Source organism: Erythrobacter sp. HKB08, from assembly GCF_004114695.1.
Lineage (GTDB): Bacteria > Pseudomonadota > Alphaproteobacteria > Sphingomonadales > Sphingomonadaceae > Parerythrobacter_A.
The window spans coordinates 665970-682657 of the sequence record NZ_CP035310.1; the positions used below are offsets into that span (position 1 = coordinate 665970).

Genomic DNA, 16688 nt, shown 5'->3' on the forward strand with positions numbered 1-16688 from the left:
CTCTGCCTGCACGCGCTGAATGGGCGATGCGGCGACCATACCGCCCGAGATCGAGGCGTGGTTTGCGGGGCGCGACTGGCGAATCCGGTCGCACCAGCGCGACATGTTCGATGCCGACCGGCGCGGGCATCATGCGCTGCTTGTCGCCGATACCGGGGCAGGCAAGACGCTCGCCGGGTTCCTGCCGACGCTCGCCGATTTCTGTCCCTCGACGTTCGGGGAAGACGGCGCGCCCGAGGGGCTGCACACGCTCTATGTCTCTCCGCTCAAGGCGCTGGCGCATGACGTGCAGCGCAACCTCGTCACCCCGGTCGAGGAGATGGGGCTGCCGCTGAAGGTCGAAACCCGCAGCGGCGATACTCCGTCGGACCGTAAGCGTCGCCAACGCAGCAAGCCGCCGCATGTCCTGCTGACGACGCCGGAATCGCTCTCGCTGCTGCTCAGCTATCCCGACAGCTTCGAGCTGTTCCGCTCGCTCAACCGCATCGTGATCGACGAAATCCACGCCTTCGCGACCGGCAAGCGCGGCGACCTGCTGGCGCTCAGCCTCGCGCGGCTTCAGGCTATTGCGCCGGGCCTCAAACGAAGCGCCCTTTCGGCTACGGTCGCCCAGCCCGAGGCGTTCCGCGAATGGCTTGCCCCGTTCGGCGATATCGACGAGGTCGAGCTGGTAGTGGGCGAGAAGGGCGCCGATCCGCAGATCGAGATTCTCCTCCCGGACGAAGAGCGCGTGCCGTGGGGCGGCCATGCCGCGACCTGGGCGATCCCGCAGCTGATGCAGCTGATCGCGGACAACAGCACGACCATCGTCTTCACCAACACGCGTTTCCTCGCCGAATACACCTTCCAGAACCTGTGGGACGTCAACGAGGAAAACCTGCCGATCGGCATCCACCACGGCTCGCTAAGCCGCGAGGCGCGGCGCAAGGTCGAAGGCGCGATAGCGCGCGGCGAATTGCGCGCGCTGGTGGCAACGGCAAGCCTCGACCTCGGTGTCGACTGGGGCGATGTCGATTGCGTGGTGCAGATGGGCGCGCCCAAGGGCTCCTCGCGCCTGCTGCAACGGATCGGCCGGGCCAACCACCGGCTCGACCTGCCGAGCCGCGCCGTGCTGGTACCCGGCAACCGGTTCGAATTCCTCGAGGCGACTGCAGCGCGCGACGCGGTGGAAGAAGGCAGGCGCGACGGGGAGGAATTCCGTCCCGGCGGCCTCGACGTCCTCGCCCAGCACGTGATGGCCTGCGCCTGCGCCGCACCGTTCCAGGAAGAGGAATTGCTGCGCGAGGTGCGTTCCTCGCTGTCCTATGCTTGGATCGACGAAGATGTATGGCAGCGCGTGCTGAACTTCGTGGCGACCGGCGGATATTCGCTGCGCGCCTACGACAAGTTCCGCCGCATCGTGCGCGACAAGCAGGGCGTCTGGCGGCTTGCCCACCCCGAACAGGCGGCGCGCCACCGGCTAAATGCCGGGATCATCATCGACGGCGAGATGCTGACGGTCCGCTTCAAGAACGGCCGCTCGCTCGGCAAGGTGGAGGAACGCTTCGCCGCCCAGCTATCGCCCGGAGATACCTTCGCCTTTGCCGGCATGACCGTCGAGGTCGAGCAGCTGAAGGACATGGACGTGATCGTCCGCGGCTCGTCCAAGGCGGCGATGATCCCCTCCTACGGCGGGGCTCGCATGCCACTTACCACCCACCTTGCCGACCGCGTGCGCGAGATGGTCGCCGACCGGGCAGGCTGGGGCCGCTTTCCCGACGATGTGCGCGAATGGCTCGAAGTGCAGGACTGGCGCTCGCAACTGCCGGGGCCGGAGATGCTGCTGGTCGAGAGCTTCCCGCACGCCAAGCGGCATTACACGGTCTATTATACGTTCGAGGGGTGGAACGCGAACCAGTCGCTCGGGATGCTGATCACCCGGCGGATGAACGACCGCGGGCTGATGCCGGGCGGGTTCGTTGCCAACGACTATTCGCTCGCGGTGTGGGGATTGCGGCCGGTGAAAGACCCCGCGCCGCTCCTCTCGCCCGACATCCTCGCCGAGGAATTCGTCGAATGGGTGCAGGATTCGCACCTGCTGCGCCGCGCGTTCCGCGAAGTCGCGGTAATCGGCGGTCTGGTCGAGCGCCAGCATCCGGGCAAGCGCAAGACTGGCAAGCAGGTCACCTTTTCGACCGACCTCATCTACGACGTGCTGCGCAAGCACGAGCCCGATCATGTGCTGCTCGAGGCGGCGTGGGCCGATGCGCGCGAGCGGATGACCGATGTGGGGCGACTCGGCTCGCTCCTCGACCGCTCGGCGGAGCAGCTGGTGCATGTCGAGCTCGACCGGGTCAGCCCGCTCGCCGTGCCGGTAATGGTGATGATCGGGCGCGAGAGCATCCCGCAGGGCGCGGTCGACGATGAATTGCTGCTCGAAGCGGAAAGCCTCGCCGATGCGGCCATGCGGGTCGACCCGCTGGGCGAGGTGTAGGGAAAGCGACTGCCGTCAACCAAGCGCCAGATCGGCTGGCCGTGGTCGAAGATCGGGCGTTCAGGCACCCGCATCGAATTCGCGGTATTTCTCGTTGCCGACGAAGCCGAACTTCGTGACCCCGCTGGCCTTAATGATGCTGAGCGTGCGAACCGCGGTACGGTAGCTGGCAAGCGGCTCGGGCTCGAACTGGAGCTCGGGCTCGACATCCATGTCGCGGGTTTCGCCAAGCAGCAGGGCGAGCTGCGCCTCGTTCACCGCCGTCCCGTTCCACAAGATGCGGTCCTGCGTGTCGATGACGATCTTGTTCTTCAGCGAACTGGGCTCGGGAATGTCCGGGCAGTTCGGCTGGCAGTTGGACGGCAGGTCGACCGGGATCGAATGGGTCGCGACGGGGATGGTGATGATGAACATCACCAGCAGCACCAACATCACGTCGATCAGCGGCGTGGTGTTGAGCTCGCTCATCGGCATTTCGCCATCTATCATCACGCTTCCGGCCATCGCACCTCTCCTTATTGATGTAATAACATCACATACTATGAGGGGTGAGCAAGAAGTATCGCGTTTTCAGCCGCAACCGATCGCGAGCGGAGCGGTCAGGCAAGGGCTAGCGGCGGTCCCGGAAAACGAAGCGCGCAAAGAAAAAGGGGCGGATCGCTCCGCCCCTTCTGTCTCTTTGATGGGTCGACCGGGTGCTTACTGCACGCCGCCTTCCTTGCCGAAGGTCCGGTACTTCTCGTTCCCGACGAAGCCGAACTTGGTCACGCCGCTCGCCTTGATGATGTTGAGCGTCTGGACCGAGATCTCGTAGCTGGCGAGCGGTTCGGGTTCGAACTGCAGTTCCGGCTCCGGATCGATGTCCTTCGTGATGTTCAGGTTGCGAACGAGCTCGCTCTCCGAGATGCCTTCGCCATTCCAGAGAATGGTGCCATCCTGCGTGAGCACGATCTTGTTCTTGATCGGGTCGATCATGTCTTCCGGGGGCGGGTTGTTATCCGGCACCGGGAGGTCGATGTTCACCGAGTGGGTCGCAACCGGGATGGTGATGATGAACATGATGAGGAGAACGAGCATGACGTCGATAAGCGGCGTCGTGTTCATTTCCATCATCGGCTCGCCATCGTCCTTGCCGCCTGACATTGCCATGGTGATGTACTCCTAAGTTTCTTCGTTCCGCGCCGGTCAGCCGTTCGGGTCGACCGGGTTGGAGATGAAGCCGACCGTCGGGTAACCAGCGGCCTGGACGTTGTAGATCGTGCCCGCGATGCAGCGCCACGGTGCATTCACGTCGCCGCGAATGTGCACCTGCGGGATCAGGTCCGGGTTTTCCCGAAGCTGGTCCGCGCCGCCCGCACGCTGGACGATGTTGTCGAGGCGTTCGAACGCGAGGTCGTAGAGTTCCTGCGAGGTAACCGGGGTGATATTGTTGAAATACACCCGGCATTCGCCGTCGCGGGTCGCCCCGGTAAAGCCCGAGTCCACCGTACCGGCAGTCGCACCCGATGCGTCCGTCGTCGAGACGGTGAGCAGCAGGTTCTCGACCTTGTCGTCCGATTCGATCGATTCGAGGATCGGAATACGAAGCTCTTCGATCGTCTGGATTGCGACCGGGACGGCGATCAGGAAGATGATGAGAAGGACGAGCATCACGTCGACGAGCGGCGTGGTGTTGATGTCCGACATCGGCGTCTCGCCGCCGTCGCCTCCCGTGGAAATGGCCATGGTTTAAATCCTATCCTGACTTTTTCTATCGTGACGGGCGGGGGAGGCAGGCATGACCGGCTTCCCCCGCAATCGTCTCGATCAGGCCTTCTTCGGCGGGACCGCGGCAGCCGGCTTTGCAGCCGGAGCGGTCGATGCAGCCTTGCCAGCCTGCTGGGTCGACGTCTTGGTCATGACGGCCGGGCGAACGGCACCCTTCGAGTTGATGTTCGCCAGGAGGTCGGTCGAGAAGCCGTGCAGCATCGAAGCGATGCGCTTGTTGCGGCTCTGCAGCCAGTTGTATGCAAGCACGGCCGGGACCGCGACGAGCAGACCGATGGCGGTCATGATCAGTGCTTCACCGACCGGGCCAGCGACCTTGTCGATCGAAGCCGAACCGGCGAGGCCGATGTTGATCAGTGCGCGGTAGATACCGATAACCGTACCGAGCAGGCCGACGAACGGAGCGGTTGCACCGGTCGTTGCGAGGAACGGCAGGCCGCCCGCGAGCTTGGCGTTGATCGAAGCTTCCGAACGGGTCAGCGAGCCGACCATCCAGTCGTGGGCTTCGAGGCTGTCGGTCATCTTGCCGTGCTCGTCTTCAGCCTTGAGGGCATCGTCGACGAGCTGGCGCCATGCGCTGTTCTTCTCGAGCTTGTTGGCGCCTTCACGAAGGCTGCCGGCACGCCAGAAGCTTGCGCGGACGTCCTTGTACTGACGCATGATCTTGTTCTGCTCGAGGAGCTTCGTGATCAGGATGTAGAACGAGCCGACCGACATGATGACCAGGACGCCGAAGATCGACCATGCGATCGCGCCACCCTGATTCATGGCTTCCCAGAACCCGAACTGGTTCTTCATTTCATTATCGCCGGCAGCTGCGGCTAGAAGTTCAATAATCATTGCGAGTGTCCTCTCAAAAAGACGTGTAATCCAAACTTGCGATCCGCGGAATCTCGGTATCGCGCTCCTTTACCTTATTCCGGAATCTGCCAGCGGACCGACTGCGAGTAGGTACCCGTAGTCTCATCGCCGTTGCCGTCGGTTGCCGGGCGGAAACGCGCCCGTCGTTCAACCAGGCTACAGGTGGCCTCGTCGAGTTCGGAATGTCCGCTCGAACGGGTCACGCGGCAGCTCTGGACACGGCCGTCCGTGCCCACGGTAACCGAGAAGCCGACCACGCCCTGGTATTCGCGACGAATCCAGCTCGAGCGATAGTCGTTATCGGTAACCCAGCCACCCGGGTTGTTGCGCGGTTCCGGGTTCTTAGGCTGGAAACGCGGCGGCGGGGGCGGCGGCGGTCCGGGGGGCGGACCGGGCGGCGGAATGCGCACGGCGATCGGAGCCGGCGGCGGCGGCGTATCCGTGACGCGGATCTGCGGCGGCGTGGTAGCCACGTTGATCGGCGGCGGCGGAGCAACCGGGGGCGGCGGGACCGTCTCGGGCACATCTTCCGGGGGCGGCGGCTCATCCTCGGGCTCGGGCGGCGGTTCATCTTCGATGTCCACCGTCGTCACGCGCTCGACCACATTCTGCACCGCTTCATAAGCAAGACCGGTGATGAGAACGTAGCCGATTGCGATATGGATCAGCGCCACGATGATGATTGCGATAATCTTGTTACCGCTCATCTCTTGGTCAGCGTAAGCCATTCAGTCGCATCACTCCATTATCATGCGCCGGGCATGGGCCCGGCCTCTCACCCCTAGGCAAGGCAGACTGCCCTGCCAGAGACTCAACCCTTCTGTCTACCCTGAACGCCTGACGCACCTGATGCCGTTACGGCTTACCGGACCCGTCAGGCCCGGTCAGGGCCTACTCCTCGTGCAGGCTCCCGACCTGCATCTCTCAGGGCGCGTCCTTAGCTACGAGTCGAAAGCCAAGCAAACGCTTTATCGGTTAACGCGCGATTCACGCCTGACTCCCTGAACACGTGAAACAGGAAATTCGTTCCGCGTTCATGCGCGAATGTCTAAGGGTCGCAATATGAAACACGCTACGCTCAAGACCGCACTCGCCCTCGGGCTCGCCACGACCCTTCCGCTTGCAGGGGGAGGCGCGACTGCGCAGGAGCCTGCCGCCGTCCCCGCCCTGACCTATGCCGACCTTGCCGACCTTGCCGGGGGTGCCGAGCTGGTCCTTAGGGCAGAGGTGAAGAAGCAGGTCGAGATCGAGCCCGAGCGGGCGCCGAACGTACCGCCCCAGCAGGTGCGGCTCTATATCGAGGCCGAGACGCAGACCCTGCTCGCGGGCAGTTCGCCGGTTGGCGAATCGCTCAAGTACCTGGTCGACGTGCCGCGCGATTCGCGCGGGCGTGCGCCCAAGCTGAAGAAGAAGGCGGTCCTGCTGTTCGCCAAGCCTGTGGCCGGCCAGCCCGGCGCACTGCGTCTCGTTGCGCCCGACGCGCAGGTCCTGTGGGACGAGGCGACCGAACAGCGCTTGCGGAACGTGCTCTCGCAGCTGGTCTCGCGTTCCGCGCCGCCGCAAGTGACCGGTGTGCGCGATGCGATCTCGATCTCCGGCACGCTCGTCGGCGAATCGGAAACGCAGATATTCCTCGAGACGGCAGGCGGCGATCCGGTGTCGATGACGGTGGTGCGCCGCCCCGGTCAGACCCCGCAATGGGGCGTTTCGTGGTCGGAAATCGTCGATCAGTCCGCCCGTCCCCCGGCGCCGGAAACGCTCGAATGGTATCGCCTCGCGTGCTTCCTGCCGGGTTCGCTCGATCGTTCGGCCGTCCTGTCGGACACGCCCGCCGACATGGCGCGCGCGCAGGCCGATTATCGATTCGTCATGGAGCAGCTCGGACCCTGCCCGCGCAATCGGAGCTAGGCGCGAGGCAAGACAATCTGGTTCCCTTCGCCTGCCCTGCGGCCCTACACCGGGCGCGATGAAACACTTGGGCAAACTCCATAAGAAAGCAGCGCGCCATGGCTGAGCCGCTGCGCATAGCCATTGCCGGTCTCGGGACCGTCGGCGCCGGCGTCGTCCGGCTGATCGAGACCAATGGCGAGCTGATAGCCAGGCGGGCCGGGCGCAAAATCGAGATCGTCGCCGTGAGCGCGCGTGACCGGCATCGCGACCGCGGGCTCGACCTCAAGGGAATCGCCTGGGAAGACGACATGACCGCCATGGCCGCGCGCGACGATGTTGATGTGGTGGTCGAACTGGTCGGCGGGGCTGACGGGCCCGCACTGACGCTGGCACGCGGTAGCCTTGCTGCCGGCAAGGGCTTCGTCACCGCCAACAAGGCGATGATCGCCCACCACGGCATCGAGCTGGCCGGTGCTGCCGAGAAGGCCGGGGCGGCGCTCAAGTTCGAGGCAGCCGTGGCGGGCGGCATCCCGGTGGTGAAGGGCCTGCGCGAAGGGGCGGCGGCCAACGCGCTCGACACGATCTACGGCGTGCTCAACGGCACAGCCAATTACATCCTCTCGACGATGGAGGAGACCGGCGCGGATTTCGGCGCGACGCTCGAGGATGCGCAGCGCCTCGGCTATGCCGAAGCCGATCCGACGTTCGACATCGAAGGCGTCGATGCGGCGCACAAGCTCGCCATCCTTGCCAGCATCGCATTCGGCACGCGGCTGGATTTCGATTCGGTAGCCTGCGAGGGCATATCGCGCGTGCGTGCCGCCGACATTCGCCGTGCCGACACGCTCGGCTATGTCGTGCGCCTCGTCGGCAGCGCGGAGATCGACCGTTCGAACGGCGAGGTCGCGCTGCTCCAGCAGGTGCGCCCGTGCCTCGTCCCCAAGAGCCATCCGCTCGCCCATGTGACCGGCCCGACCAATGCGGTCGTTGCGCAGGGCAACTTCTCCGGCCGCCTGCTGTTCCAGGGCGCCGGCGCTGGCGACGGACCGACGGCGAGCGCGGTCGTCGCCGACCTGATCGATATCGCGCGCGGCGATGTCGGTGCGCCTTTCAGCGTGCCGAGCGACGAACTCGCACCCATGCCCGCTGCCGAGGCGGGGCATCACACGGGGCAGACCTATATCCGCTTCACCGTGGCAGACCGGCCGGGCGTGCTGGCGGAAATCACCGCCGCGATGCGCGATGCCGGCGTCTCTATCGAGAGCCTCATCCAGAACGGCCGCGCCAAGGATGGCGGCGAAGTGTTGGTGGCAATGGTCACGCATGAAGGGCCGCAGGGCCATGTCGCCAAGGCGGTCGACCTGCTGTCCGGTTCAGAGAGCCTGACCGAACCGCCGCTGGTGATGCAGATTATCGAGGATTAGTCCTCGCTCGCATCCGGAGCGGCCTGCGCTTCGCTGTCCTCTTCTTCGACCTCTTCCGGCGAAACGTCACGCCCGAGCGGGGGCAGGCCGCGAGCGATCCTGTCCGCATCGGAGCCCGGCGGCGCCTCGGGCAAGGTCGAAAAGTCGATGAAATAGGCAGGCGGTGGCGGACAGGGATTGAGCCCGATGCCGCACAGCCCGCCGACGGTCGCCGGACCGCTGAAGATGCCGCAATTCGGGCCGCACGGATCGGGTGTCTGGGGATTGCCCCGGTTCATGGTCCGCGCGGCGTAGTCGTCCTGCGCTTCCTCGCGGCTGCGCAGGCGATGCTGTTCCGGATCGTCGGGCCCTTGCGCGCAGACGACGATCTCGTCGCCTTCCCCTTCCTCGCACTCCGGCTCGGGTTCCGGCGGTCCGTAGACGGCCTCGGCGCGCTCGAAGACCTGCTCGGCGGTGACTTCTTCGCGCGGAGTATCATCCTCCGGTGGAGATGCGCGCAAAGAGGGCGCAAGGATGTCGATCCTCTCCGGGCTGTCCTGCGCATATGCGGGAACGCAGAATGCCAGCGCGGCGGTGAAAGCAATGGGCAGGCTTCTCGACAATGCCACACTCCCCCTCTAAGCGCGCGTGCAGATGGACGCCAAACTGGGCCGAGGGACTGAATTGACCATGAATGAATCGCCGATTTCGCCGAGCAGCGTACTGGACCGCGTGCTCGTCCTCGAGATGGTCCGCGTGACCGAAGCGGCGGCCATCGCGGCTTCCAAGCTGATCGGTCGAGGCGACGAAAAGGCCGCCGATGCCGCCGCGGTCGAGGCGATGCGCAAGGCGTTCGACGAGCTTTACATGGACGGCACGGTCGTCATCGGTGAAGGCGAGCGCGACGAGGCGCCGATGCTCTATATCGGCGAGAAGGTCGGCGGCGCGCCGGGCAAGGGTCCGAAGATCGACATCGCGCTCGACCCGCTCGAAGGCACGACGATCACCGCCAAGGCCGGGCCCAACGCGCTGGCCGTGCTCGCGGCGGCGGAGGAGGGTTGCCTTCTCAATGCGCCCGACACCTACATGGACAAGATCGCCGTCGGCCCGGGCTATCCGGACGACATCATCAGCCTCGAGAAGAGCGTCAGCGAGAACGTGAAGGCAGTCGCCGAGGCGAAGGGTGTCGAGCCGGGCGAGATCATCGTCTGTGTCCTAGACCGGCCGCGCCATGCCGACATCATCGCCGAACTTCGCGAGCTCGGCTGCGGCGTGGTGCTGATCGGCGACGGCGATGTCGCAGGCGTGATCGCGACGAGCGATCCCGACACCACGATCGACATGTACATGGGCCAGGGCGGCGCGCCCGAGGGCGTGCTGGCGGCAGCTGCGCTGCGCTGCGTCGGCGGCCAGTTCAACGGCCGGCTGGTGTTCCGCAACGAGGACGAAAAGGCGCGTGCGCGCCGCCTCGGCATCACCGACTTCGACCGCATCTACAAGCTCGACGATCTTGCCAAGGGCGACTGCATCTTCGCAGCGACCGGCGTCACCTCGGGCTCGCTGCTCGACGGCGTGAAGCGCCTGCGCGGCGGCAAGATGACGACCGAGAGCGTCGTGATGCGCGCATCGAGCGGCACGGTCCGCTGGATCAGGGGTGAGCACCGGACCGGGTAAAACGGGCCATCTCGCCCTGTTGCAAAGCCGTTACGCTCGGCTAATCCGGTCGGGCAGCGATTCGCCGCTATCCGGGGACGATCCGACATGAAAATCATGGCCGCCAATTCCAATCTCCCGCTCGCGCGGGCGATTGCCGCCTATCTCGAAATGCCGCTGGTCGATGCCGGCGTGCGCCGCTTCGCCGACGAGGAAATCTTCGTCGAAATCCACGAGAACGTGCGCGGCGAGGACGTCTTCCTCGTCCAGTCGACGAGCTTCCCGGCGAACGACAATCTGATGGAACTGCTGATCTGCATCGATGCGCTCAAGCGCGCTTCGGCCAAGCGGATCACGGCGGTGGTGCCCTATTTCGGCTACGCCCGGCAGGACCGCAAACCCGGTCCGCGCACGCCGATCTCGGCCAAGCTGGTTGCGAACCTGATCACCGAAGCAGGGGCCGACCGCGTGCTCGCAGTCGACCTGCACGCCGGCCAGATCCAGGGCTTCTTCGACATCCCGACCGACAATCTCTACGCAGCGCCGGTCATGGCTGCCGATATCCAGGCACGTTACGGCGACCGCGACCTGATGGTCATTTCGCCCGACGTCGGCGGCGTTGTCCGCGCGCGTGCACTCGCCAAGCGGCTCGACAATGCGCCGCTCGCGATCGTCGACAAGCGTCGCGACCGCCCGGGCGAGAGCGAGGTGATGAACATCATCGGCGACGTCCAGGGGCGTCACTGCATCCTGATCGACGACATCATCGATTCGGGCGGCACGCTGTGCAACGCCGCGCAGGCCCTGCTCGACCAGGGTGCGAGCTCGGTCGCGGCCTACATCACTCACGGCGTCCTCTCCGGCGGGGCGGTCGCCCGCGTCGACGGGTCCGCGCTGACCGAGCTGGTCATCACCGATTCCATCCGCCCGACCGATGCCGCGCAGGATAGCGAGAAGATCCGCATCCTGACCATTGCGCCGCTGATCGGCGAAGCGGTTCGCCGCATCGCGGACGAGAGCTCGGTCAGCTCGCTGTTCGACTGACAGCTTCGCCTAAGGGGTGAAGGGCTTGCTCATCCACGGGCGCACTGCGCCCGGCTGGATGCGGTTGAGCTGTTCGAGCCTGCGCGCCTGCCGGATTTCGAGGCTGAGCGTGACGAGGCCGTTGCGCGCCTCGCGGAACTCGACCGGGGTCACGCCGAAGAAGGCCTGGAATTCGCGGATCTGGTGCGCCTGGTCGAAGAAGCGCAGGACGATTTCCTCCTCCTCCGCATCGGCGACGCCGCACAGCCTCGCCGCGAAGTCGAGCACGCGTGCGCGCCGCATGACCTGCTTGGGCGTCAGGCCGAAATCGCGCCGCACCGTCCGCTCCAGCGTGCGCATCGAGATGTCCCACTCCTCGGCGAACTCGGACACCTGGCGGTTCGGATCGGCAAAGGCCTGCGTTTCGAAAGCGAGTGAAATCTGGTTCGGCTCGGGTGCATCGGTGCGCGCGATGTAGTCGCGCATCCACTCTTCGAGCGCATCGAGCCACTCGGTCGGCTCGAGGTCGAGGTTGAACAGGCCGGTAAGCTCGCGGTCCTCGATGCCGACATATTCCATCGGCTTGATGCGATCGAGGAACTCGGCATCGTCCTTGCCGAACAGCGCGCGGATGGCGCCCGGCCTCAGCAGCAGGCCGGCGACCTTGTTGCCGCCGCGGTAGAGCAGCGGCCAGACCTTGGAATGCTGCCCGCACAGGAAGGTCTGGTCGCGGATCTGCAGCGGGCCCTCGGCCGTTCCGACCGTCCAGTCCGCACCGACGGCCGAGCGCAGGTAGCTGGCATCGTTGCACAGCTCGCCAAACTCTTCCTCGTTGGTGTTGGCATAGACATAGGCGACGAAGCAGCGGCCGAGCCACGGGCGAAGGTCTTCGGCCGGCTGGCGGTTGAAAGCCAGCGGCGTGCCGTCCTCGAGCTCGCCGGTCTCGGAATCGAACCGCTTCTGATTGTCCCCTGTGCCCCTGGCCATTGCGCCTGCCTCAGCTCCCTACGGCCAGGCGTCCGGCGCGCCAAGGCAATTCGTCGTCCGGCGCGATCCGCTCGAGTTCTTCGAGCCTTCGCGCCTGCCTGGCTTCCAGCGTCAGCGTCATAAGTGGTTGAGGACTACGGACGAACTGCACGGGTGTCATCCCGAAATATTGCGAGAAGTCCCGGTTGAGGTGGGACTGGTCGTAGTAGCGCAGCGCCAGTTCTTCGGCCTCGTTCTCGTCGGCGACGCCGCGCAGGCTGGCCGCCATGTCCATCGCGCGCGCCCGTCGCAGCACGGCCTTCGGCGTCATTCCGAAGTCGCGGCGGATTGTCCGCTCCACCTTGCGGGTCGAGCAACCGTGTTGCGCAGCGAACTCGGTAAGCGAGAGGTTCGGGTCGGCAAAGGTTGCCCGGTCGAAGGCCTGGGTCAGCGCATCGGGTTCCTTCGCGCCGCGCTGCATGATGAGGCGGCGCATGCATTCCTCGATGATGTCGAGCCACTCGCCCGCATCGCTCACGCCGTCGAACAGGCCGAGCAGGTCCTCGCTCGGCCCGACGATGTCTTCGTAGGGGATGATCCGGTCGAGCGTCGTGGCAAGGTCCGGACCTTCGAGCATGCGGCATGCGCCCGGTTTCAGGGCGATGCCGACAGTCGCGAAGCTGCCGCGCACGCTGATCGGCATGCGCTTCGTCTGCGGACCGAAGAAAAGCGCCGAGCGCTTGTAGAAGCCGGGGCCGTCCGCCGTTTCCGCATGCCAGTTGCCCGAGAAGAGCAGGCGGATGATGCAGGTGTCGGCGAACAGGCCGCAGGCGACCTGCATGTCATCGGGCATGGTGACATTGGTGGCGTAGAGGCGCGCGACCCACGGGGCGAGATCGGGCGCCGGGCCGCGGTTGACCGACAGCGGCTGCCCGTCGCGCGTAGCACCAAGCGCCGAGTTGATCCTCGAAAGGCCCTGTTCGACGCCGTCCATCAGCTACCGTCACTTTCGATGCCGTCCATCCACGGCCTCGTGCCGTCGGGCGCGACCCGCCGCAGTTCTTCGAGACGCCGCGCCTGGCGCGATTCGAGGTTCAGCGTCAGCAACGGACGCGTCTTCTCGACGAATTGCCGGGGCGTGCAGTCGAAGAAGGAATGGAACTCGCGAATCTGGTGGGACTGGTCGAAATACCGCAGCATGATCGCCTCGGTCTCGTCCTCGTCGAAGACCCCGCACAGGCGCGAGGCGAGGTCGAGTGCGCGGGCGCGGCGCAGGACGCGCTTGGGCGTCATCCCGAAATCGCGTTTGACGATCCGCTCGAGGGTTCGCGTGCTGATATCGTGCTGCTCGGCGAAGTCGGCCACCGAATAGGTCGGATCGGCGAAGGCGAGCCGCTCGAACTCGCGCGCGATGGTCGAGGGCGGCTCGGGCTGCCGTTCTGCGATGAGGTCGCGCATCATCGCCTCGATCCGGGCGATCCACTGCTCCGGGCTGTCTTTTGGATCGAAGCTCGATGCGTCGAACGGCTGGGGGAATCCCATGTCGGCGCTCGGCACGATGCGGTCGACCGTTTCGCTCTCTTCGGGAAAGCCGAGCGCATGGAGCGCGCCCGGCCTGAAGGAGATGCCGACGGTCATCACGTCGCCCGTGCAGCTGATCGGCATGGCGTGCGAGTGCGGACCGAAGAACGGCGTTTCCTTGAAGTAGCGCCCCGTCCCGTCGGCAGTGCTCGCGGACCATTGCCCGGCGAGCAGGACGCGCACGAAGGCCGTGTCGTTGAACATGTGGCAGTTGATGTTGGCCTCGCCGATCGCTTCCAGCTTGGCCGCCTGGACGCGGGCGATCCACGGTTCGAGGTCGCTTGCAGGCGCACGGTTGAGCGACAGCGGCGCGCCGCTGCGCGATACGCCCGTCTCAGGACGGTAGGCGGTATCACCCGCCTCTTCTGAGTGCCCCCGGGGGTTTGTCATTGCTGACCCGTTTTTGTCCTCGGACAATGTTTATCCTGTTTCGCCGCAAGGTGCAAAGCGCTCTCGCTATTGCGAAGAGCTTGACCGGCGGCCCCCGCTCGGCGAAGCGGCGCGCATGGCAAATTCACGTGACAAGGCCCTTGCCGAAAGGCTCGCCGATGCAGCCGGCGAGGCGATCCGCCCGCTGTTCCGGGGCGAATGGTCGCAGGAGCAGAAGGACGACAGTACCTTCGTGACCGAAGCCGACCGCGCGGCCGAGGCTGCGATGCGGCAGATCATCGAAGCGGAATTCCCCGGCGACGGCATCATCGGCGAGGAATACGGCACGCGCAACGAGGCCTCGGGGCGTCAGTGGGTGCTCGACCCGATCGACGGCACGACCAGCTTCATCGCCGGGCGCCCGATCTTCGGCACGCTGATCGCGCTGCTTCAGGACGGCTGGCCGGTGCTCGGCGTGATCGACCAGCCGATCGCGCGCGAACGCTGGGTCGGGCTGATCGGGCAGGGGACGACATTCAACGGCAAGCCGATAAAGGCGCGCGCGTGCAAGGAATTGTCCGACGCGGTGCTCGGCACGACCACGCCGCACCAGTTTTCAGGCGACGAGGTCGATGCCTTCATGGGCCTCGCCAAGTCGGTCGCCGAGCGCAAGATCATCTACGGCGGCGACTGCTACAATTACGGCCTCGTCGCGAGCGGGCATGTCGATCTCGTGTGCGAGGCGGGCCTCAAGCTCTACGACTTCGCGGCGCTCGTGCCGGTCGTCGAAGGGGCGGGCGGCACGATGAGCGACTGGCAGGGCAATCCGCTCGATGCCGAAAGCGACGGCCGCGTCCTTGCCCTCGGCGACCCTGCGCGGCTCGACGACGTGCTCGAGGCGATGGGGTAGCTTTGCCACCCCGCGGGAAGGCGCGCTTTTGACCTTGCCTTCTGCTGCAACGCACACTATTTGCGCGCCCTTCACCGACACGTGATTCATCTGCCGGTCTGGCCGAAAGGGCTGCCAGGGCTGGTTGGACGTGTCTCCGAACCGATATCCGTAAAGGAGATGAAAATGCCCAAGCTGAAGACCAAGAGCGGTGTGAAGAAGCGCTTCAAGATCACCGCAACCGGCAAGGTCAAGCACGGTGTGGCCGGCAAGCGCCACCGCCTGATCAGCCACAATGCGAAGTATATCCGCCAGAACCGCGGCACCACTGTCCTGTCGGAAGCCGACAGCAAGACGGTGAAGAAGTGGGCGCCTTACGGCCTCGACTGATCGCGAACTAAGGAGAAACTGATATGCCTCGCATCAAACGCGGCGTTACCACGCGCCAGAAGCACAAGCGGCTCCTCGACCAGGCCAAGGGCTATCGCGGTCGTCGCAAGAACACCATCCGCATCGCGCGCCAGGCCGTCGAAAAGGCCGGCCAGTACGCTTACCGCGACCGCAAGGTCAAAAAGCGTAACTTCCGCGCCCTGTGGATCCAGCGCATCAACGCGGCAGTCCGTCCGGAAGGCCTGACCTACTCGCAGTTCATGCACGGCGTTAAGCTCGCCGGCATCGAGCTCGACCGCAAGGTGATGGCCGACCTCGCCATGAACGAAGAAGCTGCGTTCAAGTCGATCGTCGAGCAGGCGAAGAAGGCCCTCCCGGCCTAAGCCTCGCGCACCAGCGAATACGAAGGGGCGGTCCGGCAACGGGCCGCCCTTTTTGTTTCGGCAGTCGGCGGTTCTACTTGCGCGGCTCGCAGCAATAGTCTTAGCCTTGCACGCACATAGCTTCCCTGGGTCGCAGAAACACCTTCGGGGCGTTGCATGACTGCCAGTTGCGAGCTCGAAGTCCGCTTCCACGATCTACCGGCGGACCTCGATCCCTACTTCACGACATTCTGCTACGGCGTCGTCACCGTGCACGATGGGGACGTGGTGCACGACGCGATGCAACCCGAATGGGGTACGCTGCGCTTCTTCCCGCAGGCCCAGCCGACCATCTTCGTCGACGGCCATGAAGCGATCGGCGGCGCCGGGTTCGTCGCCTCCGGCCCGACCAGCAGCCAGCTGGAATATACCCTCGGCACGACGACATTCTGGGGAGTTGGCCTACTCCCCCTGGGCTGGGCGACATTCATCGATTTCCCGGCCGACAGCATGGCCAATACGGTGGTCGACGGCATGGCCGATGAGCGCTTTGCAGGCTTTCGCGAGCTGGGAAAGAAACTGCTCGCCGCCAATCTCGACGAGGAGGCGGAGAAGGAAGTCATTATCGATTTCTTCCGTCACCGGGCGAAGCGCCACCCGGTCGATGCCGAGCGGATCGTGCGCATCCACCGCAGCCTGCTCGCCGAAGACCTGCCCGATGTCGCGACGCTGGCACAGATGTGCGATCTCAACCAGCGCACGCTTGCCCGGCTCTGCCGCCGCGCTTTCGGCTTCCCTCCCAAGCTGCTGCTGCGCCGCCAGCGCTTCATGCGCACGCTTGCCGCCTACATGCTCGAGGACAAGGCGACCTGGTCGGAAATGATCGACGAGCTTTATTACGACCAGCCGCAATTCGTGCGCGAGTGCCGCGAGTTCCTCGGCGTAACCCCCAGCGAGTACGCGGCCACCAAGCGTCCGATCCTCGATGCCTTCATCCGCGAGCGCCTGCGGCACCTGGGTGTGCCGGTCCAGACGCTTCAAGCGCCCGCTTCCTGACCTGC

The 16688-nt window shown here is 65.3% G+C and carries 18 protein-coding genes; 9 read left to right on the plus strand and 9 right to left on the minus strand.

Annotated features, from left to right (window positions below):
• Positions 1 to 19 precede the first annotated feature (19 nt).
• The gene (locus tag EO245_RS03200) at positions 20 to 2473 is read left to right on the plus strand and encodes a ligase-associated DNA damage response DEXH box helicase (RefSeq protein ID WP_128891576.1); all 2454 of its coding nucleotides are present in this window, start codon (positions 20 to 22) and stop codon (positions 2471 to 2473) included.
• Positions 2474 to 2533: 60 nt separating this feature from the next.
• Here the strand turns inward: EO245_RS03200 and EO245_RS03205 are convergent, their stop codons facing one another.
• The 5 genes from EO245_RS03205 to EO245_RS03225 form a co-directional block, all read right to left on the minus strand.
• Positions 2534 to 2977, minus strand: coding sequence for a biopolymer transporter ExbD (locus EO245_RS03205; protein WP_128891577.1), 444 nt, complete (start codon positions 2975 to 2977; stop codon positions 2534 to 2536).
• 195 nt (positions 2978 to 3172) lie between these two features.
• Positions 3173 to 3622, minus strand: coding sequence for a biopolymer transporter ExbD (locus EO245_RS03210; protein ID WP_128891578.1), 450 nt, complete (start codon positions 3620 to 3622; stop codon positions 3173 to 3175).
• Positions 3623 to 3658: 36 nt separating this feature from the next.
• The gene (locus EO245_RS03215) at positions 3659 to 4198 is read right to left on the minus strand and encodes a biopolymer transporter ExbD (protein ID WP_199798676.1); all 540 of its coding nucleotides are present in this window, start codon (positions 4196 to 4198) and stop codon (positions 3659 to 3661) included.
• An 81-nt stretch (positions 4199 to 4279) separates the two neighbouring features.
• Positions 4280 to 5080, minus strand: coding sequence for a MotA/TolQ/ExbB proton channel family protein (locus tag EO245_RS03220; RefSeq protein ID WP_128891579.1), 801 nt, complete (start codon positions 5078 to 5080; stop codon positions 4280 to 4282).
• Between the two features lie 74 nt (positions 5081 to 5154).
• On the minus strand, positions 5155 to 5829 hold the full coding sequence (locus EO245_RS03225; RefSeq protein ID WP_128891580.1) for an energy transducer TonB: 675 nt from the start codon (positions 5827 to 5829) through the stop codon (positions 5155 to 5157).
• A 334-nt stretch (positions 5830 to 6163) separates the two neighbouring features.
• Here EO245_RS03225 and EO245_RS03230 point away from each other — a divergent pair, with 334 nt between their 5' ends.
• Together EO245_RS03230 and EO245_RS03235 are read left to right on the plus strand one after the other, a co-directional pair.
• A complete protein-coding gene (locus EO245_RS03230) occupies positions 6164 to 7009 on the plus strand; it encodes a hypothetical protein (RefSeq protein WP_128891581.1) in 846 nt (281 codons plus the stop codon).
• 98 nt (positions 7010 to 7107) lie between these two features.
• A complete protein-coding gene (locus tag EO245_RS03235; protein WP_128891582.1) occupies positions 7108 to 8415 on the plus strand; it encodes a homoserine dehydrogenase in 1308 nt (435 codons plus the stop codon).
• Here the strand turns inward: EO245_RS03235 and EO245_RS03240 are convergent.
• Positions 8412 to 9017 carry a hypothetical protein gene (locus tag EO245_RS03240; RefSeq protein WP_128891583.1) on the minus strand — a complete coding sequence of 202 codons (606 nt, stop codon included), beginning with the start codon at positions 9015 to 9017 and terminating at the stop codon, positions 8412 to 8414. The two genes, EO245_RS03235 and EO245_RS03240, sit on opposite strands and share 4 nt — an antisense overlap.
• A 67-nt stretch (positions 9018 to 9084) precedes the next feature.
• On the opposite strand from EO245_RS03240, the gene glpX reads away from it, so the two are divergent.
• Entirely contained in the window at positions 9085 to 10068 is a 984-nt protein-coding gene (gene glpX / locus EO245_RS03245; protein ID WP_128891584.1) for a class II fructose-bisphosphatase, read from the plus strand.
• A gap of 87 nt (positions 10069 to 10155) precedes the next feature.
• A complete protein-coding gene (locus tag EO245_RS03250; protein WP_128891585.1) occupies positions 10156 to 11091 on the plus strand; it encodes a ribose-phosphate pyrophosphokinase in 936 nt (311 codons plus the stop codon).
• A gap of 9 nt (positions 11092 to 11100) precedes the next feature.
• Here EO245_RS03250 and EO245_RS03255 read toward each other — a convergent pair whose 3' ends face one another.
• Genes EO245_RS03255 through EO245_RS03265 form a run of 3 tightly spaced genes read right to left on the minus strand, consistent with a single transcriptional unit; the run spans position 11101 to position 14007 of the window.
• On the minus strand, positions 11101 to 12057 hold the full coding sequence (locus EO245_RS03255; protein WP_128891586.1) for a helix-turn-helix domain-containing protein: 957 nt from the start codon (positions 12055 to 12057) through the stop codon (positions 11101 to 11103).
• 10 nt (positions 12058 to 12067) lie between these two features.
• Positions 12068 to 13030 (minus strand): helix-turn-helix domain-containing protein, encoded by a 963-nt coding sequence (locus tag EO245_RS03260; protein WP_128891587.1) that lies wholly within the window; start codon positions 13028 to 13030, stop codon positions 12068 to 12070.
• Positions 13030 to 14007: an AraC family transcriptional regulator gene (locus EO245_RS03265; protein ID WP_128891588.1), complete on the minus strand. Its 978-nt coding sequence runs from the start codon at positions 14005 to 14007 to the stop codon at positions 13030 to 13032. Before EO245_RS03265 ends, EO245_RS03260 begins: the two co-directional genes overlap by 1 nt.
• Positions 14008 to 14122: 115 nt before the next feature.
• On the opposite strand from EO245_RS03265, the gene hisN reads away from it, so the two are divergent.
• The 4 genes from hisN to EO245_RS03285 all read left to right on the plus strand — a co-directional run bounded on the left by hisN (position 14123) and on the right by EO245_RS03285 (position 16683).
• Positions 14123 to 14896 (plus strand): histidinol-phosphatase, encoded by a 774-nt coding sequence (gene hisN, locus EO245_RS03270; RefSeq protein WP_128891589.1) that lies wholly within the window; start codon positions 14123 to 14125, stop codon positions 14894 to 14896.
• 165 nt (positions 14897 to 15061) lie between these two features.
• Entirely contained in the window at positions 15062 to 15265 is a 204-nt protein-coding gene (gene rpmI / locus EO245_RS03275; RefSeq protein ID WP_067693021.1) for a 50S ribosomal protein L35, read from the plus strand.
• Between the two features lie 23 nt (positions 15266 to 15288).
• Positions 15289 to 15648, plus strand: coding sequence for a 50S ribosomal protein L20 (gene rplT / locus EO245_RS03280; RefSeq protein ID WP_128891590.1), 360 nt, complete (start codon positions 15289 to 15291; stop codon positions 15646 to 15648).
• A gap of 156 nt (positions 15649 to 15804) precedes the next feature.
• Positions 15805 to 16683, plus strand: coding sequence for an AraC family transcriptional regulator (locus EO245_RS03285; protein WP_128891591.1), 879 nt, complete (start codon positions 15805 to 15807; stop codon positions 16681 to 16683).
• Positions 16684 to 16688: the final 5 nt, after the last annotated feature.

What these genes read in the sequence shown, in the direction of transcription:
- EO245_RS03225 (WP_128891580.1), bottom strand. Translation starts at nt 5,829, where the DNA reads ATGGCTTACGCTGACCAAGAGATGAGCGGTAACAAGATTATCGCAATC.
- rplT (WP_128891590.1), top strand. Translation starts at nt 15,289, where the DNA reads ATGCCTCGCATCAAACGCGGCGTTACCACGCGCCAGAAGCACAAGCGG.
- glpX (WP_128891584.1), top strand. Translation starts at nt 9,085, where the DNA reads ATGAATGAATCGCCGATTTCGCCGAGCAGCGTACTGGACCGCGTGCTC.
- EO245_RS03255 (WP_128891586.1), bottom strand. Translation starts at nt 12,057, where the DNA reads ATGGCCAGGGGCACAGGGGACAATCAGAAGCGGTTCGATTCCGAGACC.
- EO245_RS03200 (WP_128891576.1), top strand. Translation starts at nt 20, where the DNA reads ATGGGCGATGCGGCGACCATACCGCCCGAGATCGAGGCGTGGTTTGCG.
- EO245_RS03210 (WP_128891578.1), bottom strand. Translation starts at nt 3,622, where the DNA reads ATGGCAATGTCAGGCGGCAAGGACGATGGCGAGCCGATGATGGAAATG.
- EO245_RS03265 (WP_128891588.1), bottom strand. Translation starts at nt 14,007, where the DNA reads ATGACAAACCCCCGGGGGCACTCAGAAGAGGCGGGTGATACCGCCTAC.
- EO245_RS03215 (WP_199798676.1), bottom strand. Translation starts at nt 4,198, where the DNA reads ATGGCCATTTCCACGGGAGGCGACGGCGGCGAGACGCCGATGTCGGAC.
- EO245_RS03250 (WP_128891585.1), top strand. Translation starts at nt 10,156, where the DNA reads ATGAAAATCATGGCCGCCAATTCCAATCTCCCGCTCGCGCGGGCGATT.
- EO245_RS03205 (WP_128891577.1), bottom strand. Translation starts at nt 2,977, where the DNA reads ATGGCCGGAAGCGTGATGATAGATGGCGAAATGCCGATGAGCGAGCTC.
- EO245_RS03235 (WP_128891582.1), top strand. Translation starts at nt 7,108, where the DNA reads ATGGCTGAGCCGCTGCGCATAGCCATTGCCGGTCTCGGGACCGTCGGC.
- rpmI (WP_067693021.1), top strand. Translation starts at nt 15,062, where the DNA reads ATGCCCAAGCTGAAGACCAAGAGCGGTGTGAAGAAGCGCTTCAAGATC.
- EO245_RS03220 (WP_128891579.1), bottom strand. Translation starts at nt 5,080, where the DNA reads ATGATTATTGAACTTCTAGCCGCAGCTGCCGGCGATAATGAAATGAAG.
- EO245_RS03230 (WP_128891581.1), top strand. Translation starts at nt 6,164, where the DNA reads ATGAAACACGCTACGCTCAAGACCGCACTCGCCCTCGGGCTCGCCACG.
- EO245_RS03285 (WP_128891591.1), top strand. Translation starts at nt 15,805, where the DNA reads ATGACTGCCAGTTGCGAGCTCGAAGTCCGCTTCCACGATCTACCGGCG.
- EO245_RS03260 (WP_128891587.1), bottom strand. Translation starts at nt 13,030, where the DNA reads ATGGACGGCGTCGAACAGGGCCTTTCGAGGATCAACTCGGCGCTTGGT.
- hisN (WP_128891589.1), top strand. Translation starts at nt 14,123, where the DNA reads ATGGCAAATTCACGTGACAAGGCCCTTGCCGAAAGGCTCGCCGATGCA.